Annotated in this window: 19 protein-coding genes; 16 read left to right on the forward strand and 3 right to left on the reverse strand. The window is 69.8% G+C overall.

Translation table 11 applies throughout. From position 1 onward, the window contains the following. Window positions 1–187: 187 nt before the first annotated feature. From lnt to AC1HC7_RS14905, 15 genes are all read left to right on the forward strand, one after another. Entirely contained in the window at window positions 188–1729 is a 1542-nt protein-coding gene (gene lnt / locus AC1HC7_RS14835; protein ID WP_479499176.1) for an apolipoprotein N-acyltransferase, read from the forward strand. Window positions 1730–1892: 163 nt separating this feature from the next. Beyond that, complete coding sequence (gene metK / locus AC1HC7_RS14840) at window positions 1893–3080, forward strand: methionine adenosyltransferase (RefSeq protein ID WP_479497293.1); 1188 nt, start codon at window positions 1893–1895, stop codon at window positions 3078–3080. A 28-nt stretch (window positions 3081–3108) separates the two neighbouring features. Next, window positions 3109–3855, forward strand: coding sequence for a tRNA (guanosine(46)-N7)-methyltransferase TrmB (trmB, locus tag AC1HC7_RS14845; RefSeq protein ID WP_479497212.1), 747 nt, complete (start codon window positions 3109–3111; stop codon window positions 3853–3855). Window positions 3856–3964: 109 nt separating this feature from the next. Then, the gene (gene aroA / locus AC1HC7_RS14850) at window positions 3965–5317 is read left to right on the forward strand and encodes a 3-phosphoshikimate 1-carboxyvinyltransferase (protein WP_479497213.1); all 1353 of its coding nucleotides are present in this window, start codon (window positions 3965–3967) and stop codon (window positions 5315–5317) included. Continuing rightward, window positions 5317–5856 (forward strand): hypothetical protein, encoded by a 540-nt coding sequence (locus tag AC1HC7_RS14855; protein ID WP_479497214.1) that lies wholly within the window; start codon window positions 5317–5319, stop codon window positions 5854–5856. Before aroA ends, AC1HC7_RS14855 begins: the two co-directional genes overlap by 1 nt. After that, window positions 5853–6500: a (d)CMP kinase gene (locus AC1HC7_RS14860; protein WP_479497215.1), complete on the forward strand. Its 648-nt coding sequence runs from the start codon at window positions 5853–5855 to the stop codon at window positions 6498–6500. Before AC1HC7_RS14855 ends, AC1HC7_RS14860 begins: the two co-directional genes overlap by 4 nt. 185 nt (window positions 6501–6685) lie before the next feature. Then, window positions 6686–8365, forward strand: a complete 1680-nt coding sequence (rpsA, locus tag AC1HC7_RS14865; protein ID WP_479497216.1) for a 30S ribosomal protein S1 — start codon at window positions 6686–6688, stop codon at window positions 8363–8365. Between the two features lie 19 nt (window positions 8366–8384). Then, the gene (sppA, locus tag AC1HC7_RS14870) at window positions 8385–9281 is read left to right on the forward strand and encodes a signal peptide peptidase SppA (RefSeq protein ID WP_479497217.1); all 897 of its coding nucleotides are present in this window, start codon (window positions 8385–8387) and stop codon (window positions 9279–9281) included. 108 nt (window positions 9282–9389) lie between these two features. Next, window positions 9390–9695, forward strand: a complete 306-nt coding sequence (ihfB, locus tag AC1HC7_RS14875) for an integration host factor subunit beta (RefSeq protein WP_479497218.1) — start codon at window positions 9390–9392, stop codon at window positions 9693–9695. A gap of 201 nt (window positions 9696–9896) precedes the next feature. Then, a complete protein-coding gene (locus tag AC1HC7_RS14880) occupies window positions 9897–10235 on the forward strand; it encodes a LapA family protein (protein WP_479497219.1) in 339 nt (112 codons plus the stop codon). Window positions 10236–10261: 26 nt separating this feature from the next. Further along, window positions 10262–10894, forward strand: coding sequence for a phosphoribosylanthranilate isomerase (locus tag AC1HC7_RS14885; RefSeq protein ID WP_479497220.1), 633 nt, complete (start codon window positions 10262–10264; stop codon window positions 10892–10894). Between the two features lie 127 nt (window positions 10895–11021). Then, entirely contained in the window at window positions 11022–12242 is a 1221-nt protein-coding gene (gene trpB / locus AC1HC7_RS14890; RefSeq protein WP_479497221.1) for a tryptophan synthase subunit beta, read from the forward strand. A gap of 132 nt (window positions 12243–12374) precedes the next feature. Then, a complete protein-coding gene (locus AC1HC7_RS14895; RefSeq protein ID WP_479497222.1) occupies window positions 12375–12815 on the forward strand; it encodes a hypothetical protein in 441 nt (146 codons plus the stop codon). A 75-nt stretch (window positions 12816–12890) separates the two neighbouring features. Next, entirely contained in the window at window positions 12891–13682 is a 792-nt protein-coding gene (trpA, locus tag AC1HC7_RS14900; RefSeq protein ID WP_479497223.1) for a tryptophan synthase subunit alpha, read from the forward strand. Between the two features lie 114 nt (window positions 13683–13796). Next, window positions 13797–14789, forward strand: coding sequence for a sugar-binding transcriptional regulator (locus tag AC1HC7_RS14905; protein WP_479497224.1), 993 nt, complete (start codon window positions 13797–13799; stop codon window positions 14787–14789). A 115-nt stretch (window positions 14790–14904) separates the two neighbouring features. Here the strand turns inward: AC1HC7_RS14905 and mtnA are convergent, their stop codons facing one another. Both mtnA and mtnK read right to left on the reverse strand, forming a co-directional pair. Then, complete coding sequence (gene mtnA / locus AC1HC7_RS14910) at window positions 14905–15999, reverse strand: S-methyl-5-thioribose-1-phosphate isomerase (protein ID WP_479497225.1); 1095 nt, start codon at window positions 15997–15999, stop codon at window positions 14905–14907. Then, window positions 15996–17282: an S-methyl-5-thioribose kinase gene (gene mtnK / locus AC1HC7_RS14915; protein ID WP_479497226.1), complete on the reverse strand. Its 1287-nt coding sequence runs from the start codon at window positions 17280–17282 to the stop codon at window positions 15996–15998. Before mtnK ends, mtnA begins: the two co-directional genes overlap by 4 nt. On the opposite strand from mtnK, the gene AC1HC7_RS14920 reads away from it, so the two are divergent. Beyond that, window positions 17266–17721 carry an ABC transporter permease subunit gene (locus AC1HC7_RS14920; RefSeq protein WP_479497227.1) on the forward strand — a complete coding sequence of 152 codons (456 nt, stop codon included), beginning with the start codon at window positions 17266–17268 and terminating at the stop codon, window positions 17719–17721. The genes mtnK and AC1HC7_RS14920 overlap by 17 nt on opposite strands. A gap of 76 nt (window positions 17722–17797) precedes the next feature. On the opposite strand, the gene AC1HC7_RS14925 is transcribed toward AC1HC7_RS14920, so the two are convergent. Next, the gene (locus AC1HC7_RS14925; protein WP_479497228.1) at window positions 17798–19714 is read right to left on the reverse strand and encodes an alkaline phosphatase PhoX; all 1917 of its coding nucleotides are present in this window, start codon (window positions 19712–19714) and stop codon (window positions 17798–17800) included. Window positions 19715–20124 lie beyond the last annotated feature (410 nt).

Genomic DNA, 20124 nt, shown 5'->3' on the forward strand with positions numbered 1-20124 from the left:
CGACAGTGACGGGCGCGGCGGCGACGGGCGCGGCGGCGACGGGCGCGATGACGGGCGAAATCCCGGGCGGGTTTCAGCGCGCGCGCGCGGCGCGCGTCAGCCGCGCCCGGCCGGCGGCGCGGCGGCGCGGTCGGAGAAGCGGAGCCCGCGCCAGGACGCATGGGCGCGGGGCTGGCGCGGGATCGCGCTGGCGCTCGGCGCCGGCGCGGCGCTGGCGCTGGCGCAGCCGCCCTATGGGGTGTTCTGGACGGTTTTCATCGCCGTGCCGCTGCTGGCGGTTCTGACCGCCGCCGCCTCGCGCCGCGGGGCGTTCTTCATCGGCTGGGCGGCGGGGACGGCGTTTTTCGCCGCCGGGCTCAACTGGATCGCCGAGCCGTTTCTGGTGGACGCGGCGCGCTACGGCTGGATGGCGCCCTTCGCGGTGGCGCTGATGTCCGGCGGGCTGGCGCTGTTCTGGGGGCTGGCTTTCGGCGTGGCGCGGCGGCTGTGGCCCCGGCGCCGCCCCGACGCGCCGCTGTCGATCGTCGCGGGGGCGCTGGTCTTCGCCGGCGCCTGGGCGCTGGCCGAGGCGCTGCGCTCCTACATGTTCACCGGGTTCCCCTGGGCGCTGCCCGCCTATGGCTGGGTCGACACGCCGCTGGCGCAGGCGGCGTCGCTGTTCGGCCCGCATATGCTGGGATTCGCCGGGATCTTCGCCGCCGCGCTGCCGGGGCTGGCGCTGCGCGGCGGCCCCGGCGGGGGGCGGCGAACAGCGGCGGCGCTGGCGGCCTCGCTGGCGCTGATCCTGGGCGGCTGGGGCTGGGGCGCGGCGCGGCTGGCGGCGCCGGCGCCCGCGCCCGAGGGACGGGTCGCGCCGGTGCTGCGCATCGTGCAGCCCAACGCGCCGCAGAAGGACAAGTGGAACCCCGAGAAGATCCCGGTGTTCTGGGCCCGGCTGCTGGCGCTGTCCGCGCCCGGCCCGGGCGAGCCGCGCCCGGATCTGGTGATCTGGCCCGAAACCGCGGTGCCGTTCTTTCTTGACCGCGACGACACCGCGCGCCGCCTGATCGCCGAGGCCGGCGGCGGCGCGCCGGTGGTTCTGGGCGCGCGGCGGGTCAATGCGCGGGGCGACTGGTTCAACGCCATGCAGGTGGTGGACGCGGCCGGCGAGGTCGCCGCCGCCTATGACAAGGCGCATCTGGTGCCGTTCGGCGAATACGTGCCGCTGTTCGGGTTGCTTGACGCGCTCGGGATCGGGGCGCTGGTGGGCGAGAGCGGCGGATTCACCCCCGGCGACGGCGCCGGGGCAGGGCGCATGGCGCTGCCGGGCCTGCCGGCTTTCGCGCCCCAGATCTGCTACGAGACGATTTTCCCGCAGGAGGCGCCGTTCCTCGATCGCCGCCCCGACTGGATCCTGCAGATCACCAATGACGCCTGGTTCGGCGCGCGCGCCGGGCCGATCCAGCATTTCCAGCAGGCGCGCATGCGCGCCATCGAGCAGGGGCTGCCGCTGGTGCGCGCCGCCAACACCGGCGTGTCGGCGGTGATCGACGCCAGGGGCCGGGTGACGGCGCGGCTCGGCCTGCATCGGTCCGGGGCGCTGCAGGCGGACCTGCCGCCGCCGCTGCCCCCGACGCTGTATGCGCAAAGCGGCGACGCGCCCTGGCTGGCGCTGATCGCGGCGCTGCTGTCATTCGGCGCGCTGGCCGGGCGCGGGCGGGCGCGACGCCGGCGCGACGCCGAAGCTTGACCCTGTCGCGCGCGCCTGTTTAACAAGGCCGACCCCGCGCCCGGGGGCCTCGCGCTTGGCGGGGCGCCGCCCAGCCCACGCCGCCCAGCCCACGCCGCCCAGACCAACCAGCCCAGACCAACCAGCCCACGCCGCCCAGACCAAGAAGCCAAGGAGCATGCCGTTGGCCCGCCAGGATTACCTCTTCACCTCGGAATCGGTTTCCGAGGGCCATCCCGACAAGGTCTGCGACCGGATTTCCGACGCGGTGCTCGACGCCTATCTGTCGGTGTTCCCCTATACGCGCGTCGCCTGCGAGACGCTGGCCACCACCAACCGCATCGTCATCGCCGGCGAGGTCGGCACGCCCAAGGACCGCCCGAACCTGTTCCAGGACGTCAACCAGACGCTGGAGCGGGTGGCGCGCGAATGCATTCGCGACATCGGCTATGAACAGGCCGGGTTCGACTGGGGCACGGTGGAGATCACCAACCTGCTGCACGGCCAGTCCAAGGACATCGCCATGGGCGTCAACGCCAGCGACACCAAGGACGAGGGCGCCGGCGATCAGGGCATCATGTTCGGCTACGCCGTCGATGAGACCCCGGAGCTGATGCCGGCCCCGATCCACTACGCCCACGCCATCCTGCGCCGCCTGGCGCAAGCGCGCAAATCCGGCGAGGCGCGCCAGCTCGGCCCCGACGCCAAGTCGCAGCTGACCCTGCGCTACGCCGACGGCAAGCCGGTGGGGGTGACGTCGATCGTGCTCTCGACCCAGCATCTGGACGCGCGGCTGAGCTCGGACCGGGTGCGCGACATCGTCGAGCCCTTCATCCGCGAATCGCTGCCCGACGGCTGGATCGACGCCGCCACCGAATGGCACGTGAACCCCACCGGCGCCTTCGTGATCGGCGGGCCGGACGGCGACGCCGGTCTGACCGGGCGAAAGATCATCGTCGACACCTATGGCGGCGCCGCGCCCCATGGCGGCGGGGCGTTTTCCGGCAAGGATCCCACCAAGGTGGACCGCTCGGCGGCCTACGCGGCGCGCTATCTGGCCAAGAACGTGGTCGCCGCCGGGCTGGCGCAGCGCTGCGTGATCCAGCTCAGCTACGCCATCGGCGTGTCAAAGCCGCTGTCGATCTACGCCGACACCCACGGCACCGGGACGGTGGACGAAACCGCGATCGAAAGCGCGGTGGCCGAGGCCATGGACCTGACGCCGCGCGGCATTCGCGAGCATCTGGGGCTGAACAAGCCGATCTACCAGCGCACCGCCGCCTATGGTCATTTCGGCCGGTCGCCGGACAATGACGGCGGCTTCAGCTGGGAAAAGACCGATCTGGTCGAGGCGTTGAAATCCGCGCTCTGAACGCGCGGCGCGAACGGGGAATGCACTGATGGCGCCTGAACGCGAGGCGGGATCCCGCACCGGCTGGGCGCGCGGCGACGGCGCGCCCTGGCGCAATTTCTACGGCCGCCGCCACGGCAAGAAGCTGCGCAAGGGGCAGGCGGCGCATCTGGGCGCCACGCTGGCGGCGATTTCGCCCCGGGGCGTGGGCTGGGACGAAAACCCAGATCGCGCCCCCATCGACCTTGCGGCGCTGTTCGGCGGGGATCGCGAGATCTGGCTGGAGATCGGCTTTGGCGGCGGCGAGCACATGCTGGCCCAGGCGGCGGCCAACCGCGATGTCGGGATCATCGGCTGCGAACCCTATGTCAACGGCGTCGCGGCGTTTCTCGGCCAGATGGCCGAGGCCGGGATCGACAATGTGCGGGTCCATGCCGGGGATGCGCGCGACCTGATGGACGTGCTGCCCGCGGCCTCCGTGTCCCGTGCGTTTCTGCTGTATCCCGATCCCTGGCCGAAATCGCGCCACCACAAGCGCCGCTTCGTCAGCGAGGACAATCTGGACGCGCTGGCCCGCGCGCTGAAGCCCGGCGCGGCGTTTCGCGTCGCCACCGATATCGGCGACTACGTGCGCCATACGCTGGCGCATCTGCTGGCGCGCCCGGATTTCGAGTGGACCGCGCAGGGGCCGGCGGATTGGCGCGCGCCCTGGGCCGACTGGCCCGGCACCCGCTACGAGGCCAAGGCGCTGCGCGAGGGGCGCAGGCCCCATTACATGACGTTTCGCCGCGTCTGACGGCCGGCCGGGCGCCGCCGGGTCCATCCCCGGCGGCGGTGGACTGGGGCCGGGCGGCTCGCTAGAACCGGGCGCAACGCAGGTCAGCTGATTTTTGAGGAATACGCCCATGTCCGGTCCCGGCGCGCCCGCCCCGCTCACCGCCCAGAAATCCGGCCCGCTCCGGGGCGAGGCGCATGTGCCCGGCGACAAGTCGATATCGCACCGGGCGTTGATTCTGGGGGCGCTGTCGGTGGGCGAGACCCGGGTTTCGGGCATGCTGGAAGGGCAGGACGTGCTCGACACCGCCGCCGCCATGCGCGCCTTCGGGGCCGAGGTGGAGCGACGCGCGCCCGGGGAATGGCGCATCCGGGGCGTCGGGGTCGGGGGCTTCGCCGAACCCGACGACGTGGTCGATTGCGGCAATTCGGGCACCGGCGTGCGGCTGATCATGGGGGCGATGGCGACCACGCCGATCTGCGCCTGCTTCACCGGCGACGCGTCCCTGCGGGGCCGGCCCATGGGGCGGGTGACCGAACCGCTGGCGCTGTTCGGGGCCGAGGCGCGGGGCCGCGCCGGCGGCCGCCTGCCGCTGGTGCTGAGCGGCGCGCCGGCGCCGATGCCGGTCAGCTACCGCCTGCCGGTGCCCTCGGCGCAGGTGAAATCCGCGGTGCTGCTGGCCGGGCTGAACGCGCCGGGGATCACCGAGGTGATCGAGCGCGAGGCCACCCGCGACCACACCGAGCGCATGCTGCGCGGCTTCGGCGCCACTGTCGAGGTCGAGCAGCTGGGCGATCTGCGCTCGATCCGCCTGTCGGGCGAACCGGAATTGCTGGGCCAGACGCTGGTCGCGCCGCGCGATCCGTCCTCCGCCGCGTTTCCGGTCGCCGCGGCGCTGATCGTCGAGGGGTCGGACCTGCTGGTCCCGGGGATCGGGCTGAACCCGACCCGCGCCGGGCTGTTCCAGACCCTGCGCGACATGGGCGCGGATCTGGTTTTCGAAAACGCGCGGGAGCAGGGCGGCGAGCCGGTTGCCGACCTGCGGGCCCGGTTCTCGGCGCTCGGCGGCATCGAGGTTCCGCCCGAACGCGCCGCCTCGATGATCGACGAATACCCGGTTCTGGCGGTGGTCGCGGCCAATGCCGAAGGGGCGACGGTCATGCGCGGGATCAAGGAATTGCGGGTCAAGGAATGCGACCGAATCGACGCCATGGCGCGCGGGCTGGAGGCCTGCGGCGTGAAGATCGAAGAGGGCGAGGATTTTCTCATCGTCCACGGACGGGGACCGGGCGGCGTCGCCGGCGGGGCGACAGTGCAAAGTCGGCTCGACCACCGCATCGCCATGGCGTTCCTGGTGCTGGGCATGGCGGCGAAAAACCCGGTCGGCGTCGATGACTGCGCCCCGGTCGCCACCAGTTTCCCCGCCTTCGAGGCCCTGATGACCGGGCTGGGCGCGCGCATCGCCGCCCCGAAACCCGCCTGATGGCCCCGCGCTGGAAGCTTTACTGGGCGTTGGTCGCGGCGACCGCGGCGGTCTATCTGGCGATGGTGGCCTGGTCGCTGCCGCGCCTGTCGGCGCTGACCGGCGGGCTGATCCCGTTCGACCTGCGCCCCGGCGGCTATTCGCACGCCGAGGCGCGGGCGTTGCTGGCCGCGCTCGGGCCTGAGGGCGCGCGGTTCTATCTTGAGGTGCAGCAGGCGCTCGACACCGCGTTTCCCGCGATGATCGCGGCGGTTCTGGGGATCGGACTGTTTCGCATGACCCGGGGCTGGCCCCCGCTGGCGCGGATGATCGCCGCGGCGCTTCCGCTTTGGGGCGGGGTGTTCGACTATCTGGAAAACGCCGCCGTCGCGGCGATGCTGCGCGCCGGGCCAGAGGCGCTGACCGCGGAGTTGACCGCGACCGCGAGCGGCTGGACGATGGCCAAATCCGCCGCCATCGCCGCCGCCTCGCTGCTGTTGCTGGGGCTGTTGATCCTGGCGTCGCTGCGCCGGCGGCGCGTTGTCGGGGGCGGGGCATGACCGCGCGCTTCACCGTGGCCATCGACGGGCCGGCGGCGGCGGGCAAGGGCACCATCGCCCGCGCGCTGGCCGAAAGATTCGGCTTTGCGCATCTGGACACCGGGCTGCTGTATCGCGCGGTCGGCAAGAAGGCGCTGGCGATCGGCGGCGGGGTGGTGGACGCGCCGATCGCCGAATCGGCGGCCAGATCGCTGACCATGGCGGATCTGGAGGCCGACGGGCTGCGCAGCGCCGTGGCCGGGCAGGCGGCCTCGCGCGTGGCGGCCATCCCCGGCGTGCGCGCCGCGCTGCTGGATTTCCAGCGCGATTTCGCCGCCCGCGCGGGCGGCGCGGTGCTGGACGGGCGCGACATCGGCACGGTGATCTGCCCCGAGGCCGACGTGAAGCTTTACGTCACCGCCAGCGACGCGGTGCGCGCCCGGCGCCGCCATGCGGAACTGGTCCGCGGCGGCGCCGATCTGACGCTGGACGCGGTGCGCGCCGATCTGGCCCTGCGCGACGCGCGCGACGCGGCGCGCGAGACGGCGCCGATGAAGCCCGCGGCAGACGCGCTCTTGCTAGACACCTCGGAATTGAGTATAGACGCGGCCGTCGCCAGAGCGGCGGCGTTGATTTTGGAAAAGCGCGAATCCGGCGCGGCCTGACGGCCGATCCCGGGCGCGGCGACAAACCCCGGTCTTCCAGCTTGGCCCGGCGATGTCCCGGGCCTTTGGCGTTTTTTTCCGATCCCGCGTCCCGCTTTCGTCGATTTCGAATCGAATGTCGCAACCAAAGACCGCCGGAGCCAACCGGCAGGCCCGCAAACAAACCCTGATGGAGATCCAACTGCATGCCCGCAGCTAGCATGGAAGAATTCGAAGCCCTCCTCAACGAGAGCTATGAGCTTGAGACCCCGGTCGAAGGCTCCGTCGTTCGCGGCAAGATCATCGCGATCGAGGCCGGTCTGGCGATCATCGACATCGGCTACAAGATGGAAGGCCGCGTCGAACTCAAGGAATTTTCGAAGCCCGGCCACGACGCCGAGCTGGAGATCGGCGATGAGGTCGAGGTTTACCTCGAACGCGTCGAGAACGCCCGCGGCGAGGCCGTGCTGTCGCGCGACAAGGCGCGCCGCGAGGAGGCCTGGGACCGTCTGGAAAAGGCCAACGAGAAGGAAGAGCGCGTCGAGGGCGCCATCTTCGGCCGGGTCAAGGGCGGCTTCACCGTCGATCTCGGCGGCGCCGTGGCGTTCCTGCCCGGCAGCCAGGTCGATGTGCGCCCGGTGCGCGACGTCACCCCGCTGATGGGGCAGCCCCAGCCGTTCCAGATCCTGAAGATGGATCGCCGCCGCGGCAACATCGTGGTGTCGCGCCGCGCCGTGCTTGAGGAATCCCGCGCCGAGCAGCGCGCCGAAGTGGTCGCCAAGCTCACCGAGGGCGACACCGTCGAGGGCGTGGTCAAGAACATCACCGATTACGGCGCGTTCGTGGATCTGGGCGGCGTCGACGGCCTGCTGCACGTCACCGACATGGCGTGGCGCCGGGTGAACCACCCGTCGGAGATCCTGAACATCGGCGAGACCGTGAAGGTCCAGGTGGTCAAGATCAACAAGGAAACCCACCGCATCAGCCTTGGCATGAAGCAGCTGCAGTCGGATCCGTGGGACGGCGTCGAAGCCAAGTTCCCGGTCGGCGCCAAGCTGCCGGGCCGGGTCACCAACATCACCGATTACGGCGCCTTCGTGGAGCTGGAGCCGGGGGTCGAGGGGCTGGTGCATGTCTCCGAGATGAGCTGGACCAAGAAGAACGTGCATCCGGGCAAGATCGTGTCGACCTCGCAGGAGGTCGAAGTGATGGTGCTCGACGTGGACCCGCAGCGTCGCCGCGTGTCGCTGGGCCTCAAGCAATGCCGCCAGAACCCCTGGGACGCCTTCGCCGAGAATTTCCCGGTGGGCGCCGAGGTCGAGGGCGAGGTCAAGAACATCACCGAATTCGGTCTGTTCATCGGTCTCGAAGGCGAAATCGACGGCATGGTGCACCTGTCCGATCTGGACTGGGACCGCCCCGGCGACGAGGCGATCAAGGACTACAAGAAGGGCGACATGGTCCAGGCCGTGGTGCTCGACGTCGATATCGACAAGGAACGCATCTCGCTGGGCGTCAAGCAGCTGAGCGGCGATCCCTTCGCGGACGCCACCTCCGGCGTCAAGCGCGGCGACGTGGTGACGGTGACCGTGACCGCGATCGAGGATGGCGGCGTCGAGGTGGAGCATGACGGCATGAAGGCCTTCATCCGCCGCTCCGATCTGGCCCGCGATCGTCAGGACCAGCGCCCCGAACGCTTCTCGGTCGGCGACAAGGTCGATGCCCGCATCACCAATATCGACCGGTCCTCGCGGCGCATGGGCCTGTCGATCAAGGCCCGCGAGATCGCCGATGAGAAAGAGGCGGTCAAGCAGTACGGCTCCTCGGATTCGGGCGCGTCGCTGGGCGACATCCTCGGCGCGGCGCTGAAAGAGCGTCAGGAATGATCGCTGGGGCGTTCGGCGCATGACCGAAGCCTTTGACACTGAACGGCGCCGCTTGCGGCGCCGTTTGTGGTTCTGGCGCATCGCGGCGCTGGTCGCGGCGATCGCCGGCGGCTATGCGGCGCTGCGCGGCGACGGCGGGCCCGCGGGACCCTATCTTGCCCGCTACGCGGTCGAGGGGGTGATCTTCGACGACCCGCTGCGCGACGCGATGCTGGCGGAGATCGCCGGGGATGACGACGCCATGGCGCTGATCCTGCGCATCAATTCGCCGGGGGGGTCGACCGCCGGGTCCGAGGCGCTGTTCGAAAGCCTGCGCGGGGTGGCGGCCAGGAAGCCGGTGGTGGCGGTGATGGGCGAGGCGGCGGCCTCGGGCGGCTACATCGCCGCCATCGCCGCCGATCACATCGTGGCCCGGGGCAACAGCATCACCGGCTCCATCGGGGTGATCGTGCAATACCCGGAAATCGGCGGGCTGCTGGACCGGGTCGGCGTGGTGATGCGCGAGGTGAAATCCTCGCCGCTGAAGGCCGCGCCGTCCCCCTTCGCGCCGCCGGATCCGGCGGCGCTGGCGGTGCAGCGCGCCATGGTTGCGGATTCATACGGCTGGTTCCGCGGGCTGGTGGGCGCGCGCCGCGCGCTTGACGGCGCGGCGCTGGACGCGGTCAGCGACGGGCGCATCTTCACCGGGCGCCAGGCGCTGGCCAACGGGCTGATCGACGCGGTGGGCGGCGAGCGCGACGCGCGCGACTGGCTGGCGGGGCAGGGCGTCGAATCGGATCTGCCGGTGGAGGATTTCGTCCCGCGGCCCGAGGATTCAGGCCTGCTCGGACTGATCGGCGACCTGCTTGGCGGCGGCGCCGGCGCCGCGATTTCGCGGTTCGGCGGCGGCCCGAAACTGCTCTCGATCCTGCAGTAACCGCGCAAATACGCGGTTTCGCGCAGATTCCCGGTGACAAGCGCCTCTGGGCGCGTGATACTTTAACCTATCTGCATACGGATTTGGTCGGCGAGAAGAGGTGAGGAGATGATTAAGTCGGAGCTGATTCAGCGCCTGACAGAGGAAAACCCGCATCTCTATCATCGCGATGTGGAACGCATCGTCTCCACCCTGTTCGAGGAGATCACCAAGGCGCTGAGCGACGGCGACCGGGTGGAGCTGCGCGGATTCGGCGCCTTTTCGGTGAAGAAGCGCGACGCCAGAATGGGCCGCAATCCACGCACCGGCGAAGCGGTCCCGGTGCCGGAGAAACACGTGCCGTTCTTCAAGACCGGCAAGGAATTGCGGATGCGCCTCAACGGCGCCGGCAAGGACAACGGCGGCGGGTCCTGAGCGGGGGCGGTCACGGGCGGTCATCGGCGAGCCGGGACGCGGCGCGACCCGGGCGGCTTGATCCCGGCAGGCGGCGCGGGTAAACCGGCGGCGATCGGGTCGATGATCGGGCGGGCGGTCGGGTCGATGATCGGGCGGCGAACACGGCGACGATCCTCGCGGCGCCCGACCGGCCCGCGCGGCTGAACTGGAGAAATCTTCGTGCGCTACATCAAATACGCTCTGACGCTGATCGTCGCCATCGTCGCGGTCAGCGTCGCGGTGGCCAATCGCGACATGGTGACCCTGAACCTGCTGCCCCTGGCGCTGGAGGTTCCGTTCCCCACCAGCGTGACCGTGCCGATCTTCGTGGCCCTGTTCGGGGCGGTGTTTCTGGGGATCGCCATCGGCCTGTTCCTGGAAATGTCGCGCGAAAGCTTCCACCGCAAGGCGGAACGCGATTTCAAGCGCGAGGCGGCGCGGCTGAACCGCGAGGTGCGCCGCCTGTCCCGGAAGGCCGGCGAGGAAGACGACGACATCCTCGGGCTCAAGCACGGCTGACGCGCCGCCGTGATCCGGTCCTCGCCATGCGCGTAAAGATCTGCGGGCTGACCGACGCCGCCGCGGTCGCCGCGGCGGTTGACGCCGGCGCCGCCTATCTGGGCTTCGTGTTCTTCGCGAAATCGCCGCGCAACCTGACCCCGGACGCCGCCGCGCGGCTGGCCGGGGCGGTTCCGCCGGGGATCTGCAAGACCGCGCTCACGGTCGATGCAGACGACGCGGCGCTGGAGGCGATTCTCGATATCGCGCCCATCGACATGCTGCAGCTGCACGGGCGCGAAAGTCCGGCGCGGGTCGCCGGGATCCGCGACCGCTTCGGCCTGCCGGTGATGAAGGCGGTGGGCGTCGCCGACGCGGCCGACCTGCCCGCCATCGCCGAATACGCAAGGGTCAGCGACCAGCTGCTGATCGACGCCAAGCCGCCCACGGGGGCGCCGCTGCCCGGCGGCAACGGGCTGGCCTTCGACTGGCGGCTGCTGCAGGGGCGGCGCTGGGCGCTGCCCTGGATGCTGGCGGGGGGGCTGACGCAGGCCAACGTCGCCGCGGCGGCCCGGCTGACCGGCGCGACGCAGGTGGATGTGTCCTCGGGGGTCGAACGCGCGCCGGGGGCGAAAGACCCGGGGCTGATCCGCGCTTTTGTCGATGCAGCCAAGGCTTGAACCGGGGATTCCGCGCCCTGCGCCGCGGATTTTGACGCAATCCGGATCGACTAGCGCCGTCGCAGGCGCTAGACAGCGGTTTCCCAGCCTTTTGGGCGAGGCGGGTGATGCAGCGGGGACCAGAACCATGAGCGCAGACAGGCTGAACAGCTACCGCACCGGGCCGGACGAACGCGGCCGCTTCGGCGATTTCGGCGGACGCTTCGTGTCCGAGACGCTGATGCCGCTGATCCTCGATCTTGAAGCCTGCTACGAACACGCCAAGACCGATCCGGCCTTCTGGGCCGAGATGGACGATCTGTGGAAACACTATGTGGGCCGGCCCTCGCCGCTGTATCACGCCGAACGGCTGACCGAAAAATTCGGCGGCGCGAAGATCTACCTGAAGCGCGACGAGCTCAACCACACCGGCGCCCACAAGATCAACAACGTGCTCGGCCAGATTCTTCTGGCGCGGCGCATGGGCAAGACCCGGATCATCGCCGAGACCGGCGCCGGGCAGCACGGCGTCGCCACCGCCACCGTCTGCGCCCGCTTCGGCCTGCAATGCGTGGTGTTCATGGGCCAGACCGATGTGGAGCGCCAACAGCCCAACGTGTTCCGCATGAAGCTGCTGGGCGCCGAGGTGATCCCGGTCACCGCCGGGCGCGGCACCCTGAAGGACGCCATGAACGAGGCGATGCGCGACTGGGTCACCCATGTGGACCAAACCTTCTACTGCATCGGCACCGTCGCCGGCCCGCATCCCTACCCGGCCATGGTGCGCGATTTCCAGTCGATCATCGGCAAGGAGGTCCGCGAGCAGATGCTTGAGCGCGAGGGCCGCCTGCCCGATTCGCTGGTCGCCTGCATCGGCGGCGGGTCCAACGCCATGGGGCTGTTCCATCCGTTTCTCGACGACGCCGCGGTGCGCATCATCGGGGTCGAGGCCGGGGGCCATGGGGTCGATGAGCGCATGGAGCATTGCGCCTCGCTGACCGGCGGGCGCCCCGGGGTGCTGCACGGCAACCGCACCTATCTGCTGCAGGATTCGGACGGGCAGATTCTTGAAGGCCATTCGATCTCCGCCGGGCTGGACTATCCGGGCATCGGGCCGGAGCATTCATGGCTGCATGATCTGGGCCGGGTCGAATACGTGTCGGTCACGGATGTCGAGGCGCTGGAGGCCTTCAAGCTGTCCTGCGTCACCGAGGGCATCATCCCGGCCCTTGAACCGAGCCACGCGCTGGCCCATGTGGCGAGGATCGCCCCGGACCTGCCCGGCGATCACCTGCTGGTGATGAACATGTGCGGCCGCGGCGACAAGGATATTTTCACGGTCGCCGCGGCGCTGGGCGAGGCGATCTGACTGCAAGTTTCCGGGGCGCCTGCCCCGGCATCGAGATCGGGGGCGCGCGGCGTTCCCCGAATGACAGGCGGGCGGCAGGATCCCCCGTCGAACCACAAGGGGCTGCAGGCTCCGCTACAAGGATCACGTTACGTGGCAAGTTATGAAATGGGCGACATGGTCGTCCTGGTCTCAGGTTCCATGCGCATGGCGGTGGAATCGGTCGACGGCGACATGGTGAGCGTCGTCTGGTGCAACGAAGGCAGGGTCGGTCGCGACGTCTTCAACGCCAAATTGCTCAACAAGTGGGAAATCCGCGAGGACAAGGGCGGCCATGGCGGCCGGCCCGGCGGCGGCCGGCCCTGGCAGGATCGCGGCGATCGCGGCGGTGACCGGGGCGGCCCGCGCGGCGGGGACCGGGGCGACCGGGGCGGCGACCGGGGCGGCCGCGACGATCGCGGCGGCGGCGCCAAGCCGTGGCAGAACAAGGGCGGCGATCGCGGCCATGACCGGGGCGGCGATGATCGCCCGCCCAGAAAGACCGGCTGGGACGGCAAGCCGCGCGAGAAAAAATTCTATCGCAAGGACGACTGACGCCGGCCCCGCCGCCGCTTTCCTGCGGGAAAGCGGCGGCGGGGCTTGCGGATTGCAGGAAAACGAGGGGATTCCATGTCGCGCATCGCCGCCAAATTCGCCGCCCTGAAAGCCGAGGGCAAGACCGCGTTCGTGTCCTTCATCATGGCCGGCGATCCGGATTTCGACGCCTCGCTGGAGGTCGTGCGCGGCCTGCCCGCCGCGGGCGTCGACGTGATCGAGCTGGGCATGCCCTTCACCGACCCCATGGCCGACGGCCCGGCGATCCAGCTGGCCGGGCAGCGGGCGCTCGACGCGGGGATGACCATTTCGCGGGTGCTCGACATGGTGCGGGCGTTTCGCGAGGGCGACGACGCGACGCCCATCGTGCTCATGGGCTATTACAACCCGATTTATTCGCGCGGCGTGGATGTTTTCCTGGCCGAGGCGAGATCCGCCGGGGTCGATGGGCTGATCATCGTCGATCTGCCGCCCGAGGAGGATGACGAGCTGTGCCTGCCGGCGCTGGCCGCCGGGATCGATTTCATCCGGCTCGCCACGCCCACCACCGATGACGCGCGCCTGCCGACGGTGCTGCGCAACACGTCCGGTTTCGTCTATTACGTGTCGATCACCGGCATCACCGGCGCGGCGGCGGCGAACGCGGCGGTGGTCGGGCCGGAAGTGGCGCGGATCAAGAAACAGACCGATCTGCCGGTCTGCGTCGGCTTCGGCATCAAGACCCCCGAAACCGCGCGCGCGATCGCCGCGGTGGCCGACGGCGCGGTGGTGGGCTCGGCCATCGTCGAGCGCATGGGGCGCGGCGACGCCCCCGCCGAGGTGCTGGATTTCGTGCGCAGGCTGGCCGAGGGCGCGCATTCCGCCTGAACCCGCGCCAGTCCCGCCTGACATGTCCCGCCTGACATGTCCCGCCTGGGGGCGCGTTGAACGCCGGGGGGCGGCGTGCTAGCCTTGCGCAAATGTCAGGCAGGCATGACAAAAATGGAAAATCAGCGCGTGGGCACGGGCGTTCGCAGACGATCCGCCGGACAGATCAGCGGCGAGGACATCGTGATCGAGGCGGCGTGGCTGTATTACCATGACGGGCTCAATCAGGGTCAGATCGCGCGCGCGCTTGAGGTGTCGCGCGCCACGGTGGTCAACTACCTGCAGGAAGCGCGCGAAAAGGGGCTGATCCGCATCAGCCTCGAACCCGGGGCGTTCACCGGGCACCGCATGGCCGTGGCGCTGTGCAAGACGTTCGGCCTGCGCGCCGCCTATGTGCTGCCCGACGGCGCCGGCGGCGACGAGGCGCGATTCCTGCGGGTGGCGCGCGGCGCGGCGGACTGGCTGCCGGGGCTGCTGGCGCGGGGCGACCGGCTGGGGGTGTCCTGGGGGCGCACGATTTTCGAGGTCGCCCGGGCGCTGGAGCCCCATCGGTTCGACGATCTGCAGGTCTCGCAGCTGGTGGGGTCCATGGCGACGCCCTACGGGTTCACCTCGGAGATCTGCTCGGCGCGGCTGGCCCAGGGGCTGGGCGCCAAATGCAACAACCTGCACGCCCCGGCGGTGCTGAGCGACCCGGATCTGGCCGCCCGGCTGCGCGCCGAACCGATCATTCGCGCCCAGCTTGACGCGCTGCTGGACTGCAACAAGTCGATCTTCGCCGCCGGGTCGGTGACCCCGGACAGCCATATCGTCAGCAGCGGGCTGGCCTCGCTGGAGGATCTGGCCTGGTATCGCGGGCAGGGCGCGGTGGGGGTGAATTGCGGGCGCTTCATCGACGCGCGGGGGGCGCCGATCCCCGGGCCCATGGATGATCGCATGATCGGCATCGCCCTGGAACGGCTGCGCGGGCTCGACATGGGGCTGCTGGTGTCCGACGGCGCCGACAAGGTCGAGGCCATGCTGGCCTGCATCCGCGGCGGCTACGTCACCCACATGGCGACCAGCGCGGGCACGGCGCGGGCGATGCTGGCGCTGGCCGGGTCGTGAATCGGCGGCCAATGGCGGATCGGGATCCGCCCTACGCGGGTTTCGGGGCCGGCGCATGGCGGTTGCGCCGCGCGTGACGGAGGCTGCACGGGGGGGCTGCACGGGGGCTGCCCTTTCAGGCGGTCTGGAATTCGGGGAACAGGGCGGCGAGGCCTTCGCGGGAGGCCGCGCAGACCCCGCGTTCGGTGATCAGCCCGGTGACCAGCCGCGCCGGGGTCACGTCGAAGGCCGGGTTGCCGAAATGCGCGCCGTCGGGCGAGATCTGCACCTCGCCGATGGTCCCGTCCGGCAGGCGCCCCTGCACGTGGGAGACCTCGCGCCCGGCCCGTTCCTCGATGGGGATTTCCTTCACCCCGTCGCGCACGGTCCAGTCGATGGTCGGCGAGGGCAGGGCGACGTAGAAGGGCACGCCGTTGTCCTTCGCCGCCAGCGCCTTCAGATAGGTGCCGATCTTGTTGCAGACATCGCCATGGGCGGTGGTGCGGTCGGTGCCGACGATCACCATGTCGACCTCGCCATGCTGCATCAGATGGCCGCCGGCATTGTCGACGATCAGCTTGTGGGGGACGCCGTGGCCGACCATCTCCCACGCGGTGAGCAGCGCGCCCTGGTTGCGGGGGCGGGTCTCGTCGACCCAGACATGCACGTCGATGCCCTTTTCCAGCGCGTGATAGATCGGCGAGGTGGCGGTGCCCCAGTCCACCGTCGCCAGCCAGCCGGCGTTGCAATGGGTGAGTATGCTGACCGGGCCGGATTTGCGCGCCGCGATCTTTTCGATGATCTGCAGCCCGTTGAGGCCGATGCGGCGGTTGCAGTCCACGTCCTCGTCGCAGATTTCCGCCGCGCGGGCGTAGGCGGCGGCGGCGCGCGTCGATTCGGGCAGCGGCGCGAGGCGGGCGCGCATGTCGTCAAGCGCCCAGCGCAGGTTGATGGCGGTGGGGCGGGTGGCGTGCAGCAGGTCCCATGTGGCGTCGAGCGCCGCGTCCGAGGGATCGGCCGCCATCTGCAGCGCCACGCCATAGGCGGCCGTGGCCCCGATCAGCGGCGCCCCGCGCACCCACATGTCGCGAATCGCCGTGGCCACGTCCTCGCGGGTTTCCAGATCGACGACGCGAAATTCATGGGGCAGCCAGCGCTGGTCGATGATCTGCACGCGCGCCCCGTCGGGATGCAGCCAGATGCTGCGGTAATGGGTTCCGTCGACCTTCACGCCAGATCCTCCCGTTCCATGCGGCGCGCCAGCGCCGACAGATCGGCGATGCAGCCGATGCGCGCGCGGGTCTTCATCAGGTGGCGCCCGAAGCGCAGAATGCGTTTTTCGCAGGCGGCGCGCAGGTCCGGGTCGCCGATGGTCTCCAGATCGGCGTTATGGGCGAGACTGAGGGTGCGGCGGTGCATCTCGATGCCGCAAAACCCCAGCGCGTCGCGCCAGATCCGGTCGAGCTTGCCGGTCAGCGCCGCCTCGCTGGCCAGCGCCTGGCCCTGATCCTCGAACAGCGCCGCGGCGTAGAGGATGCCATTGCGCTCGGTGCGCCAGAGGCGGGTGAATTCGGCGGTGAACACGGTCCAGATCTCCTCGTTCACGCCAAGGATCCAGTCCTGGTAGTCGGCGCGCGCCGCCGCGTCGGCGATGTGCCCGCGCTGCGAAAACGCCGCCATGAAGAAATTCGCCAGCAGGATGCCGAGATCGAAGCCCATGGGGCCGTAGAGCACGAATTCCGGATCGATGACCTTGACGTCGGCGGCGGCCCCGTCGCCGGCGACCATGATCGAGCCGGTGTGCAGGTCGCCGTGCAACATCGTCTCGGCATGGGAGCAGAAGGCGTCCTTGAGCCGCTGGGCCTCGATCTTCAGGTCGGAATCGGCGCGCAGCTCGGCCACCAGATCGTCGAGCTGGGGCGAGGTGTGGTGATTGCGCTCGGCGTCGAAATAGGGGTCGGTGAAGATCAGGCTCTCGGTGATGTCGCAGAGCGCGTCATTGCCTGCGAACAGGGCAAGATCCGCCTTGCGCGCGCTGGTCTTCATCGACAGGTCGGAGCCGCGAAACAGCGTGCGGGCGGTGAACTCGCCGAGGAATTTTCCAAGCCCGGCGTAGCGGGCGCCGCCGATCAGCCCCTGGCGCAGGATGATGTGGGGCGACAGGAATTCCATGACGATCAGCGCCTGGGTCTCGTCGAAATGGAAGATCTCAGGCACGGAATCCGGGGCCCGCGCCGCCTGGCGCGTCAGCGCGTGGTATTCGAAGAAGGCGCGGCTGAGCGGCAGCGGCCAGCTGTCGCCCACCAGCCGCACATAGGGCAGCGCCTGCTTGACGACGACCGCGCCGCGCGGGCTGTCGACGATGAACACCAGGTTGAGATTGCCGTCGCCGACCTCGCGCACCCGCCAGTCGCGCGCGTCGCCGATGCGCTCGACGAGCGCCGCGAGCCCGCCGAGCCGCGCGCTCAGCGTGTCCGGCGTCAGAGCCGCGTATGCGGTGTTTTCACTGTCCAAGCCTGCCTCCCTCGCGCTGTTTCCCACTCAATTTCCCGTTGATTTGACCAAAAGTCAATTTTGTTTGACTTTTGGCGTCAAGCCTCCCGTCCTCGCGGTCGATCTGTCGATCGGGCTCACCGCGACTTCGGCGCCGAGGCTGTCGGCCTGCATGATGGGGGGTCCGGAACGCATGCGCTTTGGGCGGATCATGCATGCGATCGGCTCCAACGAACGCGCCGCCGCCTTGGCCGGGGCGCCGGTCAACCGATGCAAGATCACCGCCTGCATGATTTCCGGGGTGCTCGCCTCGGTGGGCGGCATCCTGTTGTCGCCGTCCCCGCCTGGATGCCGCTGCCTCGGCGCTGAGCGCAAAGGCCCCTTGCCCCCCAAGAAGGCCGAGGCGGGACGATCGCCACCCGGGCCGCAGGATTTCGACCCTGCGGCCCGGTTTTCATGATCTGGATCCGGCGCAAGGAAAAGGGGCCGGGCGCGCGGCCCGGCCCCTTTCAGGGAGGTCTGATCGCGGCGTCGCGTCAGTTGCGCGTCGCCGGCATGCCGGTGACATAGCCCACCGGCGATTTCTGCCGGTCTTCCCACTTGGCGCGCACCAGCTGCATGGTTTCCTGCAGCATGGCGTTGTCGCCGGGCTTGAAATCGCCCACATGCTGGGCGTTGGTCAGCGCGTAGGCGTGGCCGCCCACATCCGCCTGCATGCGCAGCCCGGTCAGTTCGGCGCCGGCGGGCCCGGCCAGCAGGCGCACCGGGGCGGTCATGCCCGGCTGCCAGGCCCAGAGGAAGTTGGCGGTGTGCATGCCCGAATCCTCGCCCACGAACAGGGTCTGGTATTCAGCCGACCAGGACAGGTTGTCGGGGTTGGCCACATGGTCGGGATCGGCGGTGTCGCCCACCGCGTTGCCCTCCGGCATGTCCTTGCCCAGCAGGCCCTGGGGCACATGCATGGACACCGGCACGAAGTCGCTGTTGATGGGGTTGCCGTCGGTGTCCGTCTGGCCGCCGGCCACGGGCAGCGCGTAGACCGCCCCCGACTTGACCTTGGCGAGCCGGATCTGGTCGCCGGCGTCGCCGGTGCCGAAGCCTTCCTCCATGCCCTTGCCGATGGACGAGATGGCGAGATAGGCGACCTTGCCGTCGGGATCGAAGGCGGTGCCCTCGGCCTTGCGGAATTCGGTGGCCGCGCCCTTCACCCCGGCGTAGCGCATGGTTTCGAGGAAGGCCGCGGCCTTCTCGTTCCTGGGTTTGAGGAATTCCGAGGCCTTCTGAGTGCCCGAGAACACCTCGGTGAAGCCCGGCGCCGCGGCGTCCGAGACCTCGAAGATGTCCGAGAACGCGATGCCGTTATCGACCAGCGCCCTGATTTCCTCATCCGTGGCGTGGCCCAGTTTCACCCAGCTGATATCGAAGGTTCCGCCGTAGTCGGCGCTTTTCTGGTCAAGCTTCGCGGCGTAGAGCGTGCCTGCGGACAGGTCGCCGGGATTGTCGGCGACAAACAGGGTCAGCGGCTTGTTGGTGCCGTCATTGCCGGTCAGCGCGGTGCGCTGGTCGGGCATCACGTAGGACATCTCGGCGGTGCCGCGGCCCATGGCGAAATGCTTGACCACGTCGGAGCTGCCGTCGGGATTGATGGTGATCTCGGGCGCGATGCCGCGCCAGTAGGGCGAGGCCAGCTTGCGCCCGCCATGATACAGCATGGTGAAGCCGCCCAGCGCGTCGCTGGCGCCGGTGGGATCGGCGGCGCGGTCGAATTCCAGCTGCCTTGCGTCGACGGAATAGTTCTCCTCCGAACTCAGGAAGGTGCCCCACGGGGTTTCGGAGGCGTTGCAGGCGACGCCGAGCCCGCCGACGCCGGAAAAGTTCACCGGCTGCTGGGCCAGCGGGGTCAGGGCGCCGGTGGCCGCGTCCTGGGCCATCTGGGTGATGGTGATGCTGGTGGGCAGGTTGTAGCCCCAGGTGCCGTCCTTGCCGTTGGCGTCCTTGAAGGCGTAGCCGGGGTATTTGCGCACCTGCGACCCGTCGGCCAGCAGCCAGTCGTATTCGAAGTGGTTGATCAGGAACAGCTTGCCGCCGATATAGGTCAGCAGCGACCCGTCGGGCTGTTCGGAGACCAGATTCCTGCCCGGCGCCGTCGGATCCGGGATCGGGCGCATGTTGTCGTCATACAGCGTGGCCATGGCCAGGGCGTTGCCGCCGACCTTGGCGAGGTTGTTCAGCACCATGTTGTAGCCGAGCGCGCTTTCCACCACCGAGCCGTCGTCATAGGTGGCGCGAACCGTGGCGGTCGAGTGCATGTCGGAGAGTTCGGCGGGCGTCGATGGCGCGGTGGAGCCGATCCACTCCACCGATTTGAGCTGAGCCGCCTGGGTGGCCAAGGCGCCGGCGAGCGTGGCCGCCGAGCCGAGCAGCATGGCGCGGGTTACGGTGCGAAATCTCATGTGAACCTCCTGTTCGTGGATGCCTGTCGTTGAATCGCAGCGGACGTTTCGGAACCGGCCCAACGCCCCATCGACCTTCGATGAGGTTGCCTTAGCGCCGTTTTCCGCCGTTTTTATTACGTTTTGAGTGCGATCACGCTACAGCCGCGCCAAAGCGCTTGCCAAGGGCTTATTCGCGCGGCCGGGCAGATCGAACGAGGCCGCGCCCGGGTCGGGCCCGGCGCGGCCTTGCGGATCAACGGCGCATTGTTCGGCGGCGAATGGCGGGGAAGGCGTTTGCGACATGGGCGCGCCTCGCAGCCCTCCCCCCCCCCAGCCCCCCCCCCCGCAAAAGCCGCCGGGTGTAGTCAGGCGCGGGAGCGCGCGGCGCGGTGGGGGGGGGGGGGCGCGGGCCACCCCCCGGCGCCCCC

The organism is Oceanicella sp. (assembly GCF_056449545.1).

Excerpts from the sequence above, each read along its gene's own strand:
- trmB (WP_479497212.1), top strand. The coding sequence starts at position 3,109 with ATGGCGCCTGAACGCGAGGCGGGATCCCGCACCGGCTGGGCGCGCGGC.
- aroA (WP_479497213.1), top strand. The coding sequence starts at position 3,965 with ATGTCCGGTCCCGGCGCGCCCGCCCCGCTCACCGCCCAGAAATCCGGC.
- AC1HC7_RS14855 (WP_479497214.1), top strand. The coding sequence starts at position 5,317 with ATGGCCCCGCGCTGGAAGCTTTACTGGGCGTTGGTCGCGGCGACCGCG.
- AC1HC7_RS14860 (WP_479497215.1), top strand. The coding sequence starts at position 5,853 with ATGACCGCGCGCTTCACCGTGGCCATCGACGGGCCGGCGGCGGCGGGC.
- rpsA (WP_479497216.1), top strand. The coding sequence starts at position 6,686 with ATGCCCGCAGCTAGCATGGAAGAATTCGAAGCCCTCCTCAACGAGAGC.
- sppA (WP_479497217.1), top strand. The coding sequence starts at position 8,385 with ATGACCGAAGCCTTTGACACTGAACGGCGCCGCTTGCGGCGCCGTTTG.
- ihfB (WP_479497218.1), top strand. The coding sequence starts at position 9,390 with ATGATTAAGTCGGAGCTGATTCAGCGCCTGACAGAGGAAAACCCGCAT.
- AC1HC7_RS14885 (WP_479497220.1), top strand. The coding sequence starts at position 10,262 with ATGCGCGTAAAGATCTGCGGGCTGACCGACGCCGCCGCGGTCGCCGCG.
- trpB (WP_479497221.1), top strand. The coding sequence starts at position 11,022 with ATGAGCGCAGACAGGCTGAACAGCTACCGCACCGGGCCGGACGAACGC.
- trpA (WP_479497223.1), top strand. The coding sequence starts at position 12,891 with ATGTCGCGCATCGCCGCCAAATTCGCCGCCCTGAAAGCCGAGGGCAAG.
- AC1HC7_RS14905 (WP_479497224.1), top strand. The coding sequence starts at position 13,797 with ATGGAAAATCAGCGCGTGGGCACGGGCGTTCGCAGACGATCCGCCGGA.
- AC1HC7_RS14925 (WP_479497228.1), bottom strand. The coding sequence starts at position 19,714 with ATGAGATTTCGCACCGTAACCCGCGCCATGCTGCTCGGCTCGGCGGCC.